16 protein-coding genes and 1 pseudogene are annotated in these 15329 nt (G+C 52.5%); 6 read left to right on the top strand and 11 right to left on the bottom strand.

All coding sequences use genetic code 11. The features are described 5' to 3' along the window. Nucleotides 1-39 precede the first annotated feature (39 nt). Nucleotides 40-714 (top strand): HAD family hydrolase, encoded by a 675-nt coding sequence (locus tag ORL50_RS25565; protein WP_266019101.1) that lies wholly within the window; start codon nt 40-42, stop codon nt 712-714. A 231-nt stretch (nt 715-945) separates the two neighbouring features. Here ORL50_RS25565 and ORL50_RS25570 read toward each other — a convergent pair whose 3' ends face one another. Together ORL50_RS25570 and ORL50_RS25575 are read right to left on the bottom strand one after the other, a co-directional pair. Beyond that, nucleotides 946-2211, bottom strand: coding sequence for an APC family permease (locus ORL50_RS25570; RefSeq protein WP_266019125.1), 1266 nt, complete (start codon nt 2209-2211; stop codon nt 946-948). Between the two features lie 871 nt (nt 2212-3082). Beyond that, complete coding sequence (locus ORL50_RS25575) at nt 3083-3475, bottom strand: VOC family protein (RefSeq protein ID WP_266019103.1); 393 nt, start codon at nt 3473-3475, stop codon at nt 3083-3085. A gap of 804 nt (nt 3476-4279) precedes the next feature. Between ORL50_RS25575 and ORL50_RS25580 the strand changes: the two genes are divergently transcribed. Further along, a complete protein-coding gene (locus tag ORL50_RS25580; protein ID WP_266019104.1) occupies nt 4280-4552 on the top strand; it encodes a hypothetical protein in 273 nt (90 codons plus the stop codon). Nucleotides 4553-5068: 516 nt separating this feature from the next. Beyond that, nucleotides 5069-5461 carry an SH3 domain-containing protein gene (locus ORL50_RS25585; RefSeq protein WP_266019126.1) on the top strand — a complete coding sequence of 131 codons (393 nt, stop codon included), beginning with the start codon at nt 5069-5071 and terminating at the stop codon, nt 5459-5461. Between the two features lie 21 nt (nt 5462-5482). On the opposite strand, the gene ORL50_RS25590 is transcribed toward ORL50_RS25585, so the two are convergent. From ORL50_RS25590 to ORL50_RS25620, 7 genes and pseudogenes are all read right to left on the bottom strand, one after another. Then, complete coding sequence (locus tag ORL50_RS25590) at nt 5483-5725, bottom strand: hypothetical protein (RefSeq protein WP_266019105.1); 243 nt, start codon at nt 5723-5725, stop codon at nt 5483-5485. A gap of 649 nt (nt 5726-6374) precedes the next feature. Next, nucleotides 6375-6599 (bottom strand): DUF2188 domain-containing protein, encoded by a 225-nt coding sequence (locus ORL50_RS25595; RefSeq protein ID WP_042559198.1) that lies wholly within the window; start codon nt 6597-6599, stop codon nt 6375-6377. Nucleotides 6600-7353: 754 nt separating this feature from the next. Next, nucleotides 7354-7632, bottom strand: coding sequence for an alpha/beta fold hydrolase (locus ORL50_RS25600; RefSeq protein WP_266019106.1), 279 nt, complete (start codon nt 7630-7632; stop codon nt 7354-7356). Between the two features lie 34 nt (nt 7633-7666). Further along, a pseudogene (locus tag ORL50_RS25605) lies at nt 7667-8771 on the bottom strand (catalase family protein). 63 nt (nt 8772-8834) lie between these two features. After that, on the bottom strand, nt 8835-9800 hold the full coding sequence (locus tag ORL50_RS25610) for an alpha/beta hydrolase (protein ID WP_266019108.1): 966 nt from the start codon (nt 9798-9800) through the stop codon (nt 8835-8837). Nucleotides 9801-10027: 227 nt separating this feature from the next. Beyond that, on the bottom strand, nt 10028-11167 hold the full coding sequence (locus ORL50_RS25615; RefSeq protein ID WP_266019109.1) for a glutathione-independent formaldehyde dehydrogenase: 1140 nt from the start codon (nt 11165-11167) through the stop codon (nt 10028-10030). 231 nt (nt 11168-11398) lie between these two features. Next, nucleotides 11399-11830, bottom strand: a complete 432-nt coding sequence (locus tag ORL50_RS25620; RefSeq protein ID WP_266019111.1) for an HhH-GDP family DNA glycosylase — start codon at nt 11828-11830, stop codon at nt 11399-11401. Nucleotides 11831-12239: 409 nt separating this feature from the next. On the opposite strand from ORL50_RS25620, the gene ORL50_RS25625 reads away from it, so the two are divergent. Both ORL50_RS25625 and ORL50_RS25630 read left to right on the top strand, forming a co-directional pair. Further along, entirely contained in the window at nt 12240-12458 is a 219-nt protein-coding gene (locus tag ORL50_RS25625) for a hypothetical protein (RefSeq protein WP_416236046.1), read from the top strand. 173 nt (nt 12459-12631) lie between these two features. Further along, nucleotides 12632-13492, top strand: a complete 861-nt coding sequence (locus tag ORL50_RS25630; RefSeq protein ID WP_266019114.1) for an alpha/beta fold hydrolase — start codon at nt 12632-12634, stop codon at nt 13490-13492. 67 nt (nt 13493-13559) lie between these two features. On the opposite strand, the gene ORL50_RS25635 is transcribed toward ORL50_RS25630, so the two are convergent. Together ORL50_RS25635 and ORL50_RS25640 are read right to left on the bottom strand one after the other, a co-directional pair. Then, nucleotides 13560-13775 (bottom strand): hypothetical protein, encoded by a 216-nt coding sequence (locus ORL50_RS25635; protein ID WP_371924487.1) that lies wholly within the window; start codon nt 13773-13775, stop codon nt 13560-13562. A 59-nt stretch (nt 13776-13834) separates the two neighbouring features. Next, complete coding sequence (locus ORL50_RS25640) at nt 13835-14536, bottom strand: glycosyltransferase family 2 protein (RefSeq protein ID WP_266019117.1); 702 nt, start codon at nt 14534-14536, stop codon at nt 13835-13837. 187 nt (nt 14537-14723) lie between these two features. Here ORL50_RS25640 and ORL50_RS25645 point away from each other — a divergent pair. Further along, the coding region (locus tag ORL50_RS25645; protein WP_266019118.1) for an alcohol dehydrogenase catalytic domain-containing protein at nt 14724-15329 on the top strand (606 nt) is incomplete at its 3' end.

Genomic DNA, 15329 nt, shown 5'->3' on the forward strand with positions numbered 1-15329 from the left:
AGCGAACGCTTGAACTTTTACTCTAAGGAGGTGCCACGCATGCGCCAGCAAACCTCATTCATTTTTGATCTGGATGGGACGTTGACTGACAGCGTTTACCAGAATGTGTTTGCGTGGAAAATTGCCCTGGATTCAGAAGGCATCCCGTTGGCTATGTGGCGAATTCATAGAAAGATCGGTATGAGCGGTGGGCTGATGCTGAAGATGTTAGCCCGTGAAACCGGACTAGAGATCAATCCAGATCAGGCTAAAAGGCTTAGTGATAAACATGCCTCAGCTTACAAGGGATTGCAGGATCAGATCAGCGCCCTCCCTGGGGCCATTGAGCTTCTTGATACCCTGAACCACGACAAGTTCAAGTGGTGCATTGCTACAAGCGGAGGGATGGATACCGCAACAATAAACCTCAAGGCACTAGGTCTCGACATCGGGGACGTCAGTCTCATCAGTCGCGATGACGTTCAATATGGGAAACCTGATCCAGACCTGTTCCTCGCCGGGGCCCGCAAACTCGCTGTGCCCATAGAAGACTGCCTAGTGATTGGCGATGCCATCTGGGACATGCTCGCAGCAAGACGCTGTAAGGCAACAGGCATAGGATTACTTTCCGGTGGCTACGACACAGGCGAGCTTGAACGTGCAGGTGCGCTGCGGGTCTACGAAGATCCACTGGCACTGCTGCAACACCTGGATGAGGTTGCTTCCCATCCCTGATCTTTTCGGTGCAAGAAGCTTGATTTAAGGAACCCACTACCAGATGGCGGCAAACGAGTTCACCGCTTGATAGCATGATTCACGATCGATTAGAACGTATTGGTGTATTGCTCACAGTTGACGAGCTGTACGCAGTAACGGTTGCACCAGAGTAAAACTGGCGCTCCACTTCTGTGCGGACTAGATGACCGAGTTTTACGAGGCCATCGACGCGGTAAAGTGCGTACCAAATTAGATTAACTCGGCCGGCGCAGGTTGACCGACTCGAGTGCAGGCGAAAAGCAGAATTCCAACTACGATCATCGCGCCTCCGCGCATCCATGTTTCCAGACTTTGCTGACTGAGCAGTACCAGGCAAGAGACGATCGCGAGTACCGGAACCCACGTCGGCACCCGAAAGTGATTTTCCGCAACATCGTCACGGCGCAGGATTAACACGGACAAATTGGTGCTTAGAAATACAAACAGCAGGAGTAGGACGACGGTTTCGGCCAATGTAGCTAGCGTTCCCGTCAGCGTGAGTGCGATTGCTACAAGGGTGGTAGCGATGATCGCGATCCAAGGGGTGCGTCGCTGAGGCAGCACCTTGCTTAAGACGTCCGGTAAAAGTCCAAGACAAGCCATGCCATAAGTGAGGCGACTCGCCATTATCATCGTTAGAAGTGCGCCGTTGGCTACCGCGATCAACGCAATGAAGGCGAAGACGCGAGGTGGAATGTTTAAACCTGACGCCCTAACCACTTCAAGAAGAGGAGCTGAGGTTGCAAGCAGTTTTTCCATGGGCAGTACGGAAGATGCAGCGACTCCAACGGCCATGTAGACGACCCCAGCGGTTAGCAATGCGGCAAATAACGCGCGAGGGTAAACCCTTCGAACGTCTCGAATTTCTTCTGCGAGATTGGCGGATGTTTCGAATCCTACAAAGGAATAAAACGCGAGCAATGCCGCCCCTAAGACCGCCAACATCGGGCTCACCCCGGGCTTGAATTCCAGGCTACGACCCAAATCTGCTTCGCCCGTTCGGAAATACCAAGTAGCTGCAACAACCACTAGAATAAGACCTAACAGCTCAATAACCGTCATTACCAAATTTGCTCCCAAGGACTCTTTGATTCCCCTTGCATTCAGGAGCGCGATCACCAAAAGAAACAGCGAGGCAGCAATGTGGGGTGGAACGTGGATGAACGCCGCTAGGTAGTCTCCGGCAAATGCCAGCGATAAGCCCGCCGCGCTAGTTACAGCCGCAGAGAGCATGCAAAAGCCTACAAGAAAAGAGATTAGCGGTGACCGGAATGCTTTCTCAGCGAAGACCGAAGCGGCGCCCGCATGGGGATATTTTGTCACCAACTCCGCGTAGGAACCGGCAGTTAGCATCGCGAAAAACAAAGCGATGAGCAGCGGCACCCAGATCGCTCCGCCTACCTCTCCCGCAATCGTCCCGGCGAGAGCATAAACCCCCGCCCCGAGAACATCGCCAAGAATAAAAAGAAAAAGCATCGGGCCGGTGACGGCGCGACGCAAAGAAGTTTTGGGTGTAGTGCTCTTCACATTCAACGTCCTGTCTTTAGGTTGCGATAGCCAGTTATCGGATAGCTAAGGTGGCTTCACTCTTGAGTAATGGAAATTCGCGCATGATTAAAGTTCATATATCTTGCCAGCGGGGGGGCAAGAAGAATCGATTCAAATACAAATGAGCTGGAGCAGGTACGTGCAAACTGAGGCTCGATACGTACGCCTACACATAAAGTCGTCTGGCAGCTGCCAACATGGCTGCAGCTCCCAACATGACCACCCCAGTTATGCTGTTGTAAATCGCTAGTTGCCTAGCCGCAGCGTTGGGGGTTCGAATCATGCTGCCCGCGAGCGCCCAACCAGTGGCAGCGATTAGCTCTACAGATATGTAGATCGCACTAAGAATAAGCAATTGGTTGATCATCGACACGCTCGAGTCCTCCGCCACAAATTGGGCCCCGGCTTCGATGATCACCTCACTCAATTTTTGCCGTTTTTCACTTTCGGATGGAATATCGGGGGCTTGTTTTCCGGAAGCTTTGTTCTGCGGTCTGCCGAGCTCAGGGGAATTGTTCCCTTATAGTTGAAACCAGCATTTCGCTCTGCTGCCGTGCCAACTCAGCTGCTTGCCTCTGCTTCCACTATCCCCGCTCCAAGTGGTGAAGACCCTTACTTCGGCGAAAACGAGCACCCATTTTCTTTAATTACAAACGACATTAGTGCCATCTGGCTGCAGCCCGGCGGGCGTCGCGGTGATACATCTTACAAAGATTGGTATCGCCCCTAGGCAATCTTGTTAGGCCTTCCACGCATGCGTTACAAAAGCTAAGTCAGTTCTCATGTTCATGAGTCCCACTCAACCTTTGAAGAATACTGCGATTTTGTTCCCGACAGGATCGCGAAGGTAAGCAACATAGAAGTCATTGGTATATGCCTCTCGGATACCAGGCTCGCCTTCATCTGCCCCGCCATGCGCGAGTCCAGCGGCGTGAATTTCATCTACCGTCGCCCTGGAATCTGCCCGTAGCGCCGGCATGATGCCATTCCCCGCCGTAGCGAGTTCGCCGTTGTAGGGTCGAGCAATATGAATGCTTCCTGGCCCATTGGATTTGTCCACGGTCTCGGGAAGCGAGAAACAAAAATGCCCCTCGGATAGCTCTTTCTCATATTTGAGTGGTGAAAGGATAGCGTCGTAAAACCGAGCAGAAACTTCTACATCGTTAGCACCTATGAACAGATAGCTGAGCATGGATTCCTCTCCCATGGGTCGTCATTGAATCAATGGAAATCAAATTTCCCCTTTATTAATCGGACATCGAGAAGAACACCAAATGCAATTTTTATGCACCGAGGCTGAGGAACTATTCCTCACCAACAGTATGACTGAGCCACAATTTCCAATAATGCAGCTTTTAAACCTTGGACATCATGCCCTGACCAGGAATTGACCCTGTCACCTTAAGTAGACAGTCGAAAGCTGATCAATCCGAGTGGTGAATTTCTGGCTCTACTCGGCGCATCCGCCACCCAGGATGGGCGGGAACGCTCGCCATACGCAGTGTTCCGTGCCCCATCGCTCGTTGATAGAGTCCTTTTTGTCACCGTATGGCGTACGTTTTGTAAGCATCCTGTCCTAAATCTTCAATCTCGCGACCACGCCTGCACCGGTGCGTCCCACCTACCAATGCTCGGTTCACCAGAAAACTAGGTGTCACCTGTTCAGTTTGTCTGCCTGTATCCACCACTCAACGAAAATACCCATACAAAATACCTCTAAAGCAAATGACGGTGCAGCGGAAGCTCTCACCCTACTGCTGCAAACCTGCATGCTACATGGGCGGCTATAGAAGAGGAGATTGCCTTTTTGAAAACGAAGCGGTTATCCCCGCAGCCAACGTAAATGCAGCGTTTAAAAACTGGAAAAAATGCGCCAGGAATCACGGACGCGATCCTGCGAATAAGTCAATCATAGGCTCCCGACCTTGTTGGCCTTGTTTCTCGCTTTCCCGGGAGACATTATGATCGAACCAACGTCGCCAGATAAGGATTTGCAATGTCGGCCTACAAGGCGGTTGCCGTGCTCAGAGTTGCAGTGGTGATCTCCACCGCAGCTTATTCCGCCTATTTTGTAGGAGAGCAAATCGAATACCTGCATCAAAAGATTTCGCCCGCTACTACAGATCTAGATCTCTCAACCGAATGGCCCAACACGGAAATGGCTCTCCCAAAATTGGAAGACCACTTTTCCGGCCGCTTACAGACGACATCTCAATTGACGCTAATCGATTTTTCTACCGAAAAAGAGGTGATCCTCCTATCACGATAATTTCACATTTGCAGATGTACAGTCGCATCAGCTCCTTCAGTAATTCCTGGCCCGCCCCCATCGCGGGCTTTTTTTTGTTCCGAAAATAGGACTTTATTACGAACCGTCCTTCCAGCGCTTGTACAGGTGAGTGAAGCGGACGTGGTCGTGAAGTGTCTACTCAGCAAGTCCAGACACTGCAACGTCGAGATAGCCAAATGACTTCCCCTCCAAAGCGAGAAAGATAGCGATTACTTGAAACGCTTATTTAGGAAAACCCAAGCTTTTAAAGCTAGGTAGGTTGCCGAAAATGCAAGCTTGGCTAAGCTCGCAATAGGTTTATGAAGCCAGGCTGGTCAGGAAGACAGGCTGGGTAGTGCTTGCTAATCGAGAGCAACGGAAATGCGCAAGAAATCTCAGTCATGGTTTGTACCACTCCTGATTCTTTTCGCTGTCCTATGGGCGATAGGCAAGAAAGACATACCTCCAAATCAGGATCAACCCACCGCCACCAGCACTCCGAATACATTGGCCTCTATGCCGCCGGCTTCTTCGCCCTCACCGGCTTCCTCGGTTGATCAATACGTAAGCGCAGACAAGCTCAATATCCGAGATCAACCAGGCGGAAACATTATCTCCACGTTGAGCCGTGGAGACAAAATTCAGGTCTTCGAAAAACGGGATGATTGGGTGCGTATCAGCATCGATGGCCAACCTGCGAAATGGCTTTCTTCGAAAAGCGTTTGTAGCGGATCGAACTGCTACATCGCCTCTAAACCGAAACCCTCGCCTTCGCCAGTACAACCAACCCGGAGGCAGATTCCAGCATACGGATCTTCCTGCCCTTGTTCATCTGGAAACATTTGCATCGGGCCAAGAGGTGGTAGGTACTGCATTACTTCTGGCGGGAACAAGCGTTATGGCATGTGATTTTGCCTCAATGAAGATCCGCTAAAACTTCGGTGCATCGCCTGTGGCTTCCGCAATGGTGGCCAAAGCCTCCTCCATAATGGCGATGTTGTCTTGAAGCTTCTGAAAAACCAATAGGAAAGCTCCGTCCACATCCACAGTTTGGTGGCCACGAAGCGTACCTACTCCTTCATTCTCCATCTGCTGGAGACGGTTAATGCTCTCTCGCAGAGACAACAGCTGATCAAAGATGGCGCCAATTTGAGCTTGGCTCTGTGCACTCATTGATGCCACCCAAGCCTTGAACTGATCTCCCTTCGATAGGACGTATCGATTTGAGCCGGCACCTGCCTAATGTAGCCTCGCGCGCGCTCCTGCGCGTCTGCACTTAAACCAGCTAGATATGAAACAGCGTCATCAACAGTTGGGATCAAACCTTCAATGTCTTCGAATCTGGGCGGCAGTGCAGTCCAGATAACTGCGTCCAATTGGTGAAGGAGTGCCCATTCGGCGATTACTCCCACCGGAGAGCTACTGGTGGTAAAAACACCGATTCCATCTTCCCTATCCTCTGGAATTTGCTCTCGGACACGCAAGGCCTCGCATGCCTCTTCGAGGTTTTTACATTCAACACTGCCCAGAGAACGGTGCATGGATGCGCATTCGCGCAGATCGCCGTTGCGAGTTCTCCACCATCACCGACTCGCGCAAACTCGATGGGCAAATCGGGCCCATCCAAAAACCATTTGCTTGCGAGCGGTAATGCTCCCGGTTTCCAAATTAGGGATCCCCATCCTAGACATGCAATTACCATTGAAGAGTTCCTGTGGTTAGACATGCGCAGGCGGAACGGAAAGCGAACTGCTGGTGAACCTGACTTTCTTGATAAGGATCGAAAGTCATCTTTGCAGCCGCCCATTATTTTGGAATCGACTCAGCCTTTTGTTTTCCTAGGGTCGGCGGCGCGAGGAAAGGTACGTTCCTCTTGAATCGTCCCATCCTCTTTGTGGATTTTCAGAGAGGCTGTTTTACCTTGCAGAAATTCGCTGGCTATTTCAGTGATTTCCGCTTTCGTAGAGGCCGTTTTGGAAGCACGTTGCGCGCCCTCTTTGACAAGCTCCCAAGCGTTTTCTTTTTTTGTGATGTGATAGTTATCCATGGGTCACCTCGACATGATTAATCAACAACAGCTACAAGGTCGACCATTGTCGATCTGGAGAGTTTGGAAGAATTTGCGATGGCATTGATGCTTCCTACCAACGCTTGTGAAATCTCTTTACAACATATTAGGGCTCTTTTACCAAACCCGGCCACGTTCTCAGCTTCCTTCCAGCGGACATTGCCTGGTAGCGAATCGACTGACATTCGTAAGCTGGAGGCTGTCTATGTGACGTTGTTTGCAATCCTATGTGCAGTCTCTCCATCGTGGTGATGCCGGCTAAGGAACTCGCGCACCAATACGGCGGTTCGCCTTGCGCTAGTGACAACGAAAAAATGCCTCTCTCCCCCTAACACTTGTAGTTCCGCACGGCAGATGGTGCTGCGCAGTATGTGCGCGTTGTACATCCGCACCAGTGTGTCTCGGTCTCCGGCGAGAATCAGGGTGGGTTGGTGCAGACGGAATAGCCGCAGCAGGCTCGTCCATCCGACCAAAGCAGCGAGCTGGTACCAGTAGGTTCGCGGATTTGCGGACAGCATCCCTTTCACTACTCCTAAGCGCAGTAGCGTCTGGATTGAATTACGGGATCCTTGTTGCGTGCGCGGTTTGATACTTTTGCTTCTACCAAAAAATTCCACGATGTCGGCGAGCTTCACTAGCATAACCGGGCCAGCGGAGGTTGCCGCGAGGTTCAGTCTACGCACCATGCTCGGATAACGCAGGGCAAACTCTTGCGCCAACGCACCTCCCCAACTCACGCCGAACACATCGACCGGTCAACTCCCAACTGTTTTAGCATCTCGGCGATCATGCAAGCATGGCGCGGCAGACGCATTGGCCACCGGGGCACTTGCGATTTGCCGACTCCTGGCACGTCCAAGGTAATAGTCGTGTAGTCCGCCAACTCATAGCGCAGGGCATCGAATGTACGAACCAAGCCGCCTAGGCCGTTGAGCAGAAGAATCGTTGGGCCTTGACCAAAGACAGAAACATTTATCTGAATATCTAAGATTGTTAACCTGTGTGTCGTCATGATCCCGTCCTTGTCCTCGCGATGCCGATCGACATTAACGGGGTTCGTGAATCGGGCACCCGTTATGCTTACTGCGAAAGCGTGCTGACATTTCATAGGAAGGTTTTCTTACTCGCATCACCCCGCCCAACGGGCGATGAGCCGCGAGTCCATGCCAAGGACTAAACGACATCCGTCATCAATTTTTTCAACGTTTCCGCTGGCCCAAGCGTCCTGCGCATCGACTTCTATTCGAGCCACGGTGATGTAAGGGCTGAGCTTTTCCGGCCATTCAATGGAGGCGTCCTCAATCGGCATTTTCTCCAGGTCAGTGGCCAATTGCACATGCACCTCCCAGATTCCCATGTTCCGCGCAAAATACGTTTTGACCGCTTCGCGAAGGCCGTTTGGATTATAGGCAAAATCAACGTGCTGACCGGTCAAAGCAGTCAGCGAAAAGGAGAGATCGGCACTACCGCTAGCTTGGCATAGTAAACGCCGTAAAGTATCGGCGCGACAGTGCTGAAGCTTTCTCCGAGAATATGCGTTGGAGGGTGGCCGCCGAGACTCTTCAGAGTTCCACTTTCGCCGCCGACAGATTCGATGGTCGCTTCTAAGCCTCGCAGTAATGCAGAAAATGCGCTCTTCAGCCCCGGCGCTTTGTCAGTTGTTTTCGCCAGCAACTTCAGTGATTTTAGAAATGACTTGGGCGTGGCAGACGTAAAGGCTTTGGCATTGATCATAACAAAGTCCTGAGTGACCGCACCTTCACTACCCGGCAGGCGGGAAGCCTCGACACCGATGATTTTCAGCGCCAAGCCGCGCGGGGTCGACACCTTGTCATCGAGAATGTCGCCGGGATTAGTGGAAAAATGCAAAACCACCGGTAATGTTCCGGGCACCGCAAAAGCGCCTTGTGCGAGCTCCGCCGGCAGATTGTCGAGTACCGTGATCCGCCCTCGCAGCAAGCCATGGGCTTTGGCGTGAACGCCGCGAGTGGCGTGCCCATTATCCTTGAAGGTGGTTTCCATAATTGAATGCAGCGCTTTGCCTAGCTCCTCACTGGTTTGCGCCTCGTCATCGGGAATCTCTTCAAAAATGGGCTCAAAAGGTAATGGCCTGAATGCAACGCTGCTACTGGTAGGTCGCTCATGAAGGATATCCGCTGGGCAATGGATCACGAGTAAGCGATTTTTTGTTCGTAACGCCCGCGCGAAGGCAGGTTACTTCAAGTCTGCCTTCAACCGCGCACCGGCATACTCTTGTGCATCCTGAGCTTTTTCAACGACTGCAGCCGTGCCAAAAAACTCGTGCGTCACGCCTGTATAAAGCTTGCGTTCGACGCTAACACCGGCGCTGCGCAGCGCTTGTTCGAGCTGAGCGCCATCATCACGCAGCGGATCGATCTCAGCGTTAATCAGCGTGACGGGAGGCAGGCCTTGTAGGTTAGCGTGTACGAGATTGATGCGTGGATCCTTGGTGTCTGCTGCACGAGAGGTAGCCTGTGAGATGAACCAAAGCATCATCGGGCGGTTGAGCGGAATCGAATCGGCATACTTCAAGTACGACTCGGTGTCAGTGTTCGATTGCGCAACGGGATAAACCGACAACACATGCCTCGGTGCAGTCAGCCCAACCTTGTGAGCCGCAATCGCCGTTGCCACCGCAAGATTGCCACCTGCACTCTCACCAGCGAGCGCGAGACGTTTCGGGTCACCATTTACTGTCGACGCTTTCATTGTTAGCCAGCGATAAGCAGCCAGGGCGTCTTCGTGCGCAGCTGGAAACTTATGTTCGGGCGCAAGTCGATAGTCCACAGAAACCACCACAGCATTGGCCTGCTTCGCCAGTCCCCGTGCGCCCCCGTCATAGACTTTTCGGTCAGCAAATACCCAACCTCCGCCGTGGAAATACAACACTACAGGAAACGGCCCGCTGCCCTCTGGTGAATAGACCGTCGCCGGTATAGAGCCTGCGCCACCTGGCACTTGAATCTCGCGGGAGGTCACACCAGGAACAAGCGCGGTGGGCGAAGCGTCGCGTTTCTGGTCGGCGAGCACACCTTTGACGGCGTCTGCGATCGTCGGTTGCTGGCGCGCTTCCGCAGGGGTGATTTTTTCAATGGCCTTGCCATCGAAGCTGGCGAATTTATTAAGAACTTTCTGCATATCTGCATCAGTGCGCAACATACTTTTTGTGCCGCTTACGGCGAGTTGTGTGACTGATGGTTTTTCCGGGTCTCTGGCACAGCCATTCAGCAGTGTTATGGCCGCAATTGCGGATAGTGCTATGGCGAGTTGCGCTGGCTTTTAATCATTATTGTCCCCTCACATCGACGGGCAGGTTCGGTATTCAAACGTCGGCGGTTATGAAAACGCGCCGGCTGATCCGCAGCCGGCGCCGGCGTCAGAACGACTCAAGCTGCTGGTTTCAGCACTACTTTTGTCCAGCCGTTATCGCGTGCATCGAAGTGCTTGTACGCGTCAGGGCCTTCGGACAGCTTCAAGCGATGCGAGATGATCTGTGCCGGGTTGGCACGACCGTGATGGATAAGCTCAGCCAAGCGACGGTTGTATACTTTCACGTTGGCCTGACCGGTTCGGATCTGCTGTCCCTTAAACCAGAAAGCGCCAAAATCGAAAGCCATCTTGCCTTGCTTTGCGAGTTCGTTTTTGGCGCCGGGATCTTCGGGAACAAAAACGCCGACGACACCGATTCCGCCGGTAGCTTTTGTCGAAGCGACGAGGTTGTTCATGGTCAAGTGATTGGCTTCATGGCCATGGCGGTCGCAGCATTGATAGCCCACACATTCACAGCCGCGATCAGTCCCTTTCCCGTGAGTCAGATTGAGGATTTGATCTACCGCTTCTTTCTCAAGTGAATTGATTGGAGTGGCACCCATTTGGGCAGCCAGCTTCAAACGGTCGGGATGATTGTCGACCACGAATACTTGGGAGGCGCCCTTGATCATCGCTGAATGGGCAGCCATTAGACCGACCGGGCCGGCACCATAAATTGCGATGCTTTCTCCCGGTAACAGGCCGGCCAACTCCGTGGCGTGCCAGCCCGTTGGAAAGATGTCTGAAAGCATTACGTAATCGTCTTCACGCTCCTGAGCGTCCTCGGGTAGCACCAGACAGTTGAAGTCAGCGTAAGGCACGCGAAGCAGCTCAGCCTGCCCTCCCTGGTATGGCCCCATTTCGGCGAAACCATAAGCAGCGCCCGCGCTACCCGGGTTCGCGGTCAGGCAAAAACCGGTTAAGCCTTTTTCGCAGTTCTCGCAGAACCCGCAACCGATGTTGAACGGCAGGCAAACCCGGTCACCGACTTTTACGCGATCAACGCCCTCGCCGACTTCAATCACTTCCCCTAGATTCTCGTGGCCGAATACCCGCCCGGTCTCCATCGATGTACGTCCTTCGTACATGTGAAGATCCGATCCGCAGATATTGGTTGTGGTAATTCGAACTAGGACATCAGTGGGTCTCTCAATCTTGGCATCCGCGACGTTCTGCACACTGACATCACGCGGGCCGTTATAAACGATTGCTTTCATGGTGTTCTCCCGTTAGCTAAACGAAAGGGAAATTTCGTCAGCTCAGACTTATCTGTCAGGAGGGCAAGAATGTATGTTCAATCGAGTAGAGAGCGCGTCTGACGGACGGTCTGACGGAGCGCTGCACGTCCAAAAAAATGAATTAAATGAATGCGCTGCTATCTACTGCCGAGCCTCACGCACTGATGAAGAGTATTGTGCCTCGGTTCGGAGGGCCGTTAATTCTGGCCCTCAATACAACGCGGAGGATGCTTCCCTCATAAAAATCTCGACGGTCTTTGGGCCTATCCCTTCGAATTCGGATAAGCGTTTTTCGAACTCCTGACGATCTGAGCTTGCCGCGACGATGTTTCTGATCTTGCCGTTGTATTCAGCATTCATTTTGTTAGCCAATGCCAATAATCGCGACGCTGTGGTCTCGTCGTAACGGACGTAGTGGGCCTCACCAAGCATCACGACCAGTTGCCGGTGAGTGCAGGCCGCCAGTCTCTGCGGCGTATCGCGTTGATGTTGTTCGACGATAACGTCATACGCCTTGGCAGCAATCGGCCCCTGAATTCTTTTGCCCATAAGAAAACTGGCGAGCAGCCATTTGAACAGTCCGGCTTCGTTAGCCCCTTGAAGGTCGATATGTAAGTCATGTGCTGTGATGATTTTGCTCATTAGATCATTCCTTCAAGCCTTGGTCTCAATCTAGACCTAGCTCTATTGCGAACGATCCACATCAGTGTTGCACGGATAAATGAACCCCTGCTCATGCGCGGCGCCTAAAGGGTGACAACTCGAATTGAGAAAGACGAAATGCATTTACCCGAGACAATCCAAGTAATGGAAGCAATATCGGCTAACGAAGCAAACCTGAAGCTTCAGGAAGGCTGGTCATTGATATCTGTGGTGGTCACAACCCATCCAAACGGTCAGCTTCACCCTTGCTACATTCTCGGTAAAGCGAAAACCGAAAGCACCGATCAGAAGCCCGATTGAATAGCGTGGCATCAACACAGCGATTCACCGTGCTGAACTGCATCAGGGGGATAATTTGGGTTATCTAGATTGGGTTCAATGGCCAGCGATGGTTGTTACCGTTCTCGCTGCATGGTTAATCGGATCGCAGCGGCCAGGACGACGGATGTTCGGGTTTGTATGCTTCAGTGTGAGCAACGTGTTGTGGGTGATTTGGGGATTCTATGCAGGCGCGTATGCCTTGATCGTCTTGCAGGTTTGTCTTTTCCTGATGAACCTTCGAGGGCTTAAGAAAAACTCGAAGGGAAAGGAGAGCGCGAAATCTTAGGCATGATGGAGCCCAGCGAAACCCTATTTTGTGTCCATACTCAGCGACAATCTCTCAAAAAGTTTTGGTGTGGAGCAGCGCTGAAATCTAGACACACAAAACCCCCCAGGGCCCATGATCAGTTTATCGGGGCATTAATCGACGAGCCGTAGGAACCCACCAAGGACATTGAAATGTTCGATGACTTTTCGCTCGATACCGTAGAACTTCCAGAAGCAACCCTCAGAGTCAGGCATGGCGGGAGCGGCTCTCCTGTCTTATTACTCCATGGGCATCCCAGGACTCATACGACTTGGCATCGCGTTGCTCCACTCTTGGCAAAAAATCATTATGTTGTCTGTCCTGACCTTAGAGGCTTTGGCCAGTCATCAAAGCCTGAAGATACATCCGATCATGCAGGCTCCTCCAAGCGCGCCAAGGCCCGGGATTGCATCGCCCTCATGCGACATCTGGGTTATGAGCGGTTCGCCGTGATTGGCCATGATCGAGGTAGTTACACCGCCTTTCGCACGGCTATGGATCATCCCGAAGCCGTCACACATCTCGGCATATTGGACGGTGTGCCGATACTTGAAGCTCTCGAGCGCTGTAACGCCCAGTTCGCGACGAAGTGGTGGCACTGGTTCTTCTTCGGACAACTCGAAAAACCGGAGCAGGCAATCCTGGCTGACCCTGATCGATGGTACGGCGGCACCGCCGAGGCGATGGGTGCAGACGCCTACAGAGACTATCAAGCAGCTATCCATGATCCAGCAACCGTTCATGGCATGGTCGAAGATTATCGAGCAGGCCTTGGAATCGACCGTATTCACGATGAAGTCGACCGCCGCGAGAGCCGCAGGATCGAGTGCCCGACAATGATTTTATGGTCGCTACGTGATGATCTTGAGCTTCTGTACGGCGATGTTTTAGGCGTGTGGGAACCGTGGACAACACGACAACGTGGTCGTGGGCTCGACTGTGGGCATCACATGGCGGAGCAAGTGCCCGACGAGCTCGCGAGAGAAATAATCGAGTTCCTGCGTGAACAATGATCTCTCAGTACACTAATCCGTAATCGCTTCGGGCTACGTAGGGTCAAAGTCATTCGAGCTACGTGTCTTAGGTTGATGACTCGGAAGCATTGAGGTTCTTCCTGAAGCCTCGGGCATTCATACCCAAAAGTATGCATTCGAGCAGGATCAGCGCGTAAGCGTCGGCGTGAAACCCCCAGATCACCCAAAGCGCATTACTGGTGATAAATCCCCAAAAGGCGATCATGCGCCTATACGCTCGTTGCGAACCGATAAACCACGCTGAGGCTACCGTCACTACCATGGCTGGCCATTGCAGGTAATCGATGTACTCCAACTAGCTACCTCCTTCCGACAGCACTTTCAAAGAGAGACGCCGGCGCTAACTTGTGGATCAAGCGCAGGCAATCCCAGTGAGGCACCCAGATTGACCAGATACTCTCCAAACCCTCCGCGACATTTGTAATCCTTGCGGGCGCTGGTTATTACCGGATTCGTGGCTGTCCAAACGATATGAGCACCAACCCGCTTCAGGTCAGCAACCAAATGGACGTCTTCGTGTGCAGTAAGATGCTGGAACCCGCCAGCGTTCCGGTAGGCCTCGGCACTCAGTCCAAGATTGGCGCCGTGGATGTGCCGGTGATTCTCGATATACTGGTAAAGCTCCATGTACTTTGACCGAACCAAATCTCCATGGATATTCCAGCTATCCACCTCGACTGTCCCACAAACTGCATCAGCCTTGAGCTCAATCTGACGCGCCAGCCAATCATGTGGCACTACGGTGTCAGCATCGGTAAAGGAAAGCCACTCCGCGCCAGCGGCTAGAAGATGATCTGCACCGGTTGCTCTCGCCTTGCCCACGTTCTGAAAGGAAACCTCGATCCCGTTAACATCGTGTGCTGCAACGATCTGTCCGGTCTGATCAGCACAGTCGTCTAAAACGACGACTACGCAGACTCGCTGGCCCGCCAATGCAGGATGTGCAGCGGCGGACAGAACAGATGTTAGACACGCAGAGATGTGATGTTCTTCATTGTGGGCAGGTATGACAACACCGATCATTAACGTCACCTCCGACTATCTGAGTTACAGACTCCAGCAGTCGACCTAATTTCGCTCCATTAGGTTTAAAAAATTACAAGCGAGCGTGTATAGGCGACCGCTAGTCATTTGCGTCTGTATCGCTCTGAACTTACTTTCCCCGATCCTCCTCTCCCACTTACCATCCAGCTGAAGTAGGTAAGACGTCATGAGAGCACTCACCTATCACGGCGCGCACAGCGTCAAAGTCGACACGGTTCCCGATCCGGTTATTGAGGAAAGTGATGACATCATTCTCCGGGTTACCGCAACGGCGATATGCGGATCCGACCTCCACCTCTATCGGGGAAAGATTCCAACTGTCGAGCATGGCGATATCTTCGGCCATGAGTTTATGGGAATCGTTGAAGAGGCAGGCTCAGAAGTGACCGCCGTGCAACCCGGCGACCGTGTGGTAATTCCCTTTGTAATCGCCTGCGGTAGCTGTTTCTTCTGCGCAATGGATCTGTTCGCGGCCTGCGAAACAACAAATACAGGGCGCGGGGCGATCATCAATAAAAAGGCAATACCACCAGGAGCCGCGCTGTTCGGCTTCAGTCACATGTACGGCGGTGTGCCTGGCGGGCAAGCCGAATACGTGCGCGTACCAAAAGCCAACACCGGGCCGTTTAAAGTGCCGGGGACGCTGTCGGATGAAAAGGTTCTTTTCCTGTCAGACATCCTTCCAACTGCTTATCAGGCCGTAACGAATGCGGGGATTGGTAATGGCTCCAGCATCGCCATCTATGGTGCAGGCCCCGTAGGGTTGTTGAGT

The sequence above is a fragment of the Pseudomonas sp. RIT-562 genome, assembly GCF_026241895.1.
In the GTDB taxonomy this organism is placed as follows: domain Bacteria; phylum Pseudomonadota; class Gammaproteobacteria; order Pseudomonadales; family Pseudomonadaceae; genus Aquipseudomonas; species Aquipseudomonas mandelii_F.

What these genes read in the sequence shown, in the direction of transcription:
- ORL50_RS25620 (WP_266019111.1), bottom strand. Translation starts at nt 11,830, where the DNA reads ATGAGCAAAATCATCACAGCACATGACTTACATATCGACCTTCAAGGG.
- ORL50_RS25640 (WP_266019117.1), bottom strand. Translation starts at nt 14,536, where the DNA reads ATGATCGGTGTTGTCATACCTGCCCACAATGAAGAACATCACATCTCT.
- ORL50_RS25565 (WP_266019101.1), top strand. Translation starts at nt 40, where the DNA reads ATGCGCCAGCAAACCTCATTCATTTTTGATCTGGATGGGACGTTGACT.
- ORL50_RS25595 (WP_042559198.1), bottom strand. Translation starts at nt 6,599, where the DNA reads ATGGATAACTATCACATCACAAAAAAAGAAAACGCTTGGGAGCTTGTC.
- ORL50_RS25600 (WP_266019106.1), bottom strand. Translation starts at nt 7,632, where the DNA reads ATGACGACACACAGGTTAACAATCTTAGATATTCAGATAAATGTTTCT.
- ORL50_RS25615 (WP_266019109.1), bottom strand. Translation starts at nt 11,167, where the DNA reads ATGAAAGCAATCGTTTATAACGGCCCGCGTGATGTCAGTGTGCAGAAC.
- ORL50_RS25630 (WP_266019114.1), top strand. Translation starts at nt 12,632, where the DNA reads ATGTTCGATGACTTTTCGCTCGATACCGTAGAACTTCCAGAAGCAACC.
- ORL50_RS25635 (WP_371924487.1), bottom strand. Translation starts at nt 13,775, where the DNA reads ATGGTAGTGACGGTAGCCTCAGCGTGGTTTATCGGTTCGCAACGAGCG.
- ORL50_RS25590 (WP_266019105.1), bottom strand. Translation starts at nt 5,725, where the DNA reads ATGAGTGCACAGAGCCAAGCTCAAATTGGCGCCATCTTTGATCAGCTG.
- ORL50_RS25625 (WP_416236046.1), top strand. Translation starts at nt 12,240, where the DNA reads ATGGTTGTTACCGTTCTCGCTGCATGGTTAATCGGATCGCAGCGGCCA.
- ORL50_RS25610 (WP_266019108.1), bottom strand. Translation starts at nt 9,800, where the DNA reads ATGTTGCGCACTGATGCAGATATGCAGAAAGTTCTTAATAAATTCGCC.
- ORL50_RS25570 (WP_266019125.1), bottom strand. Translation starts at nt 2,211, where the DNA reads ATGCTTTTTCTTTTTATTCTTGGCGATGTTCTCGGGGCGGGGGTTTAT.
- ORL50_RS25575 (WP_266019103.1), bottom strand. Translation starts at nt 3,475, where the DNA reads ATGCTCAGCTATCTGTTCATAGGTGCTAACGATGTAGAAGTTTCTGCT.
- ORL50_RS25580 (WP_266019104.1), top strand. Translation starts at nt 4,280, where the DNA reads ATGTCGGCCTACAAGGCGGTTGCCGTGCTCAGAGTTGCAGTGGTGATC.
- ORL50_RS25585 (WP_266019126.1), top strand. Translation starts at nt 5,069, where the DNA reads ATGCCGCCGGCTTCTTCGCCCTCACCGGCTTCCTCGGTTGATCAATAC.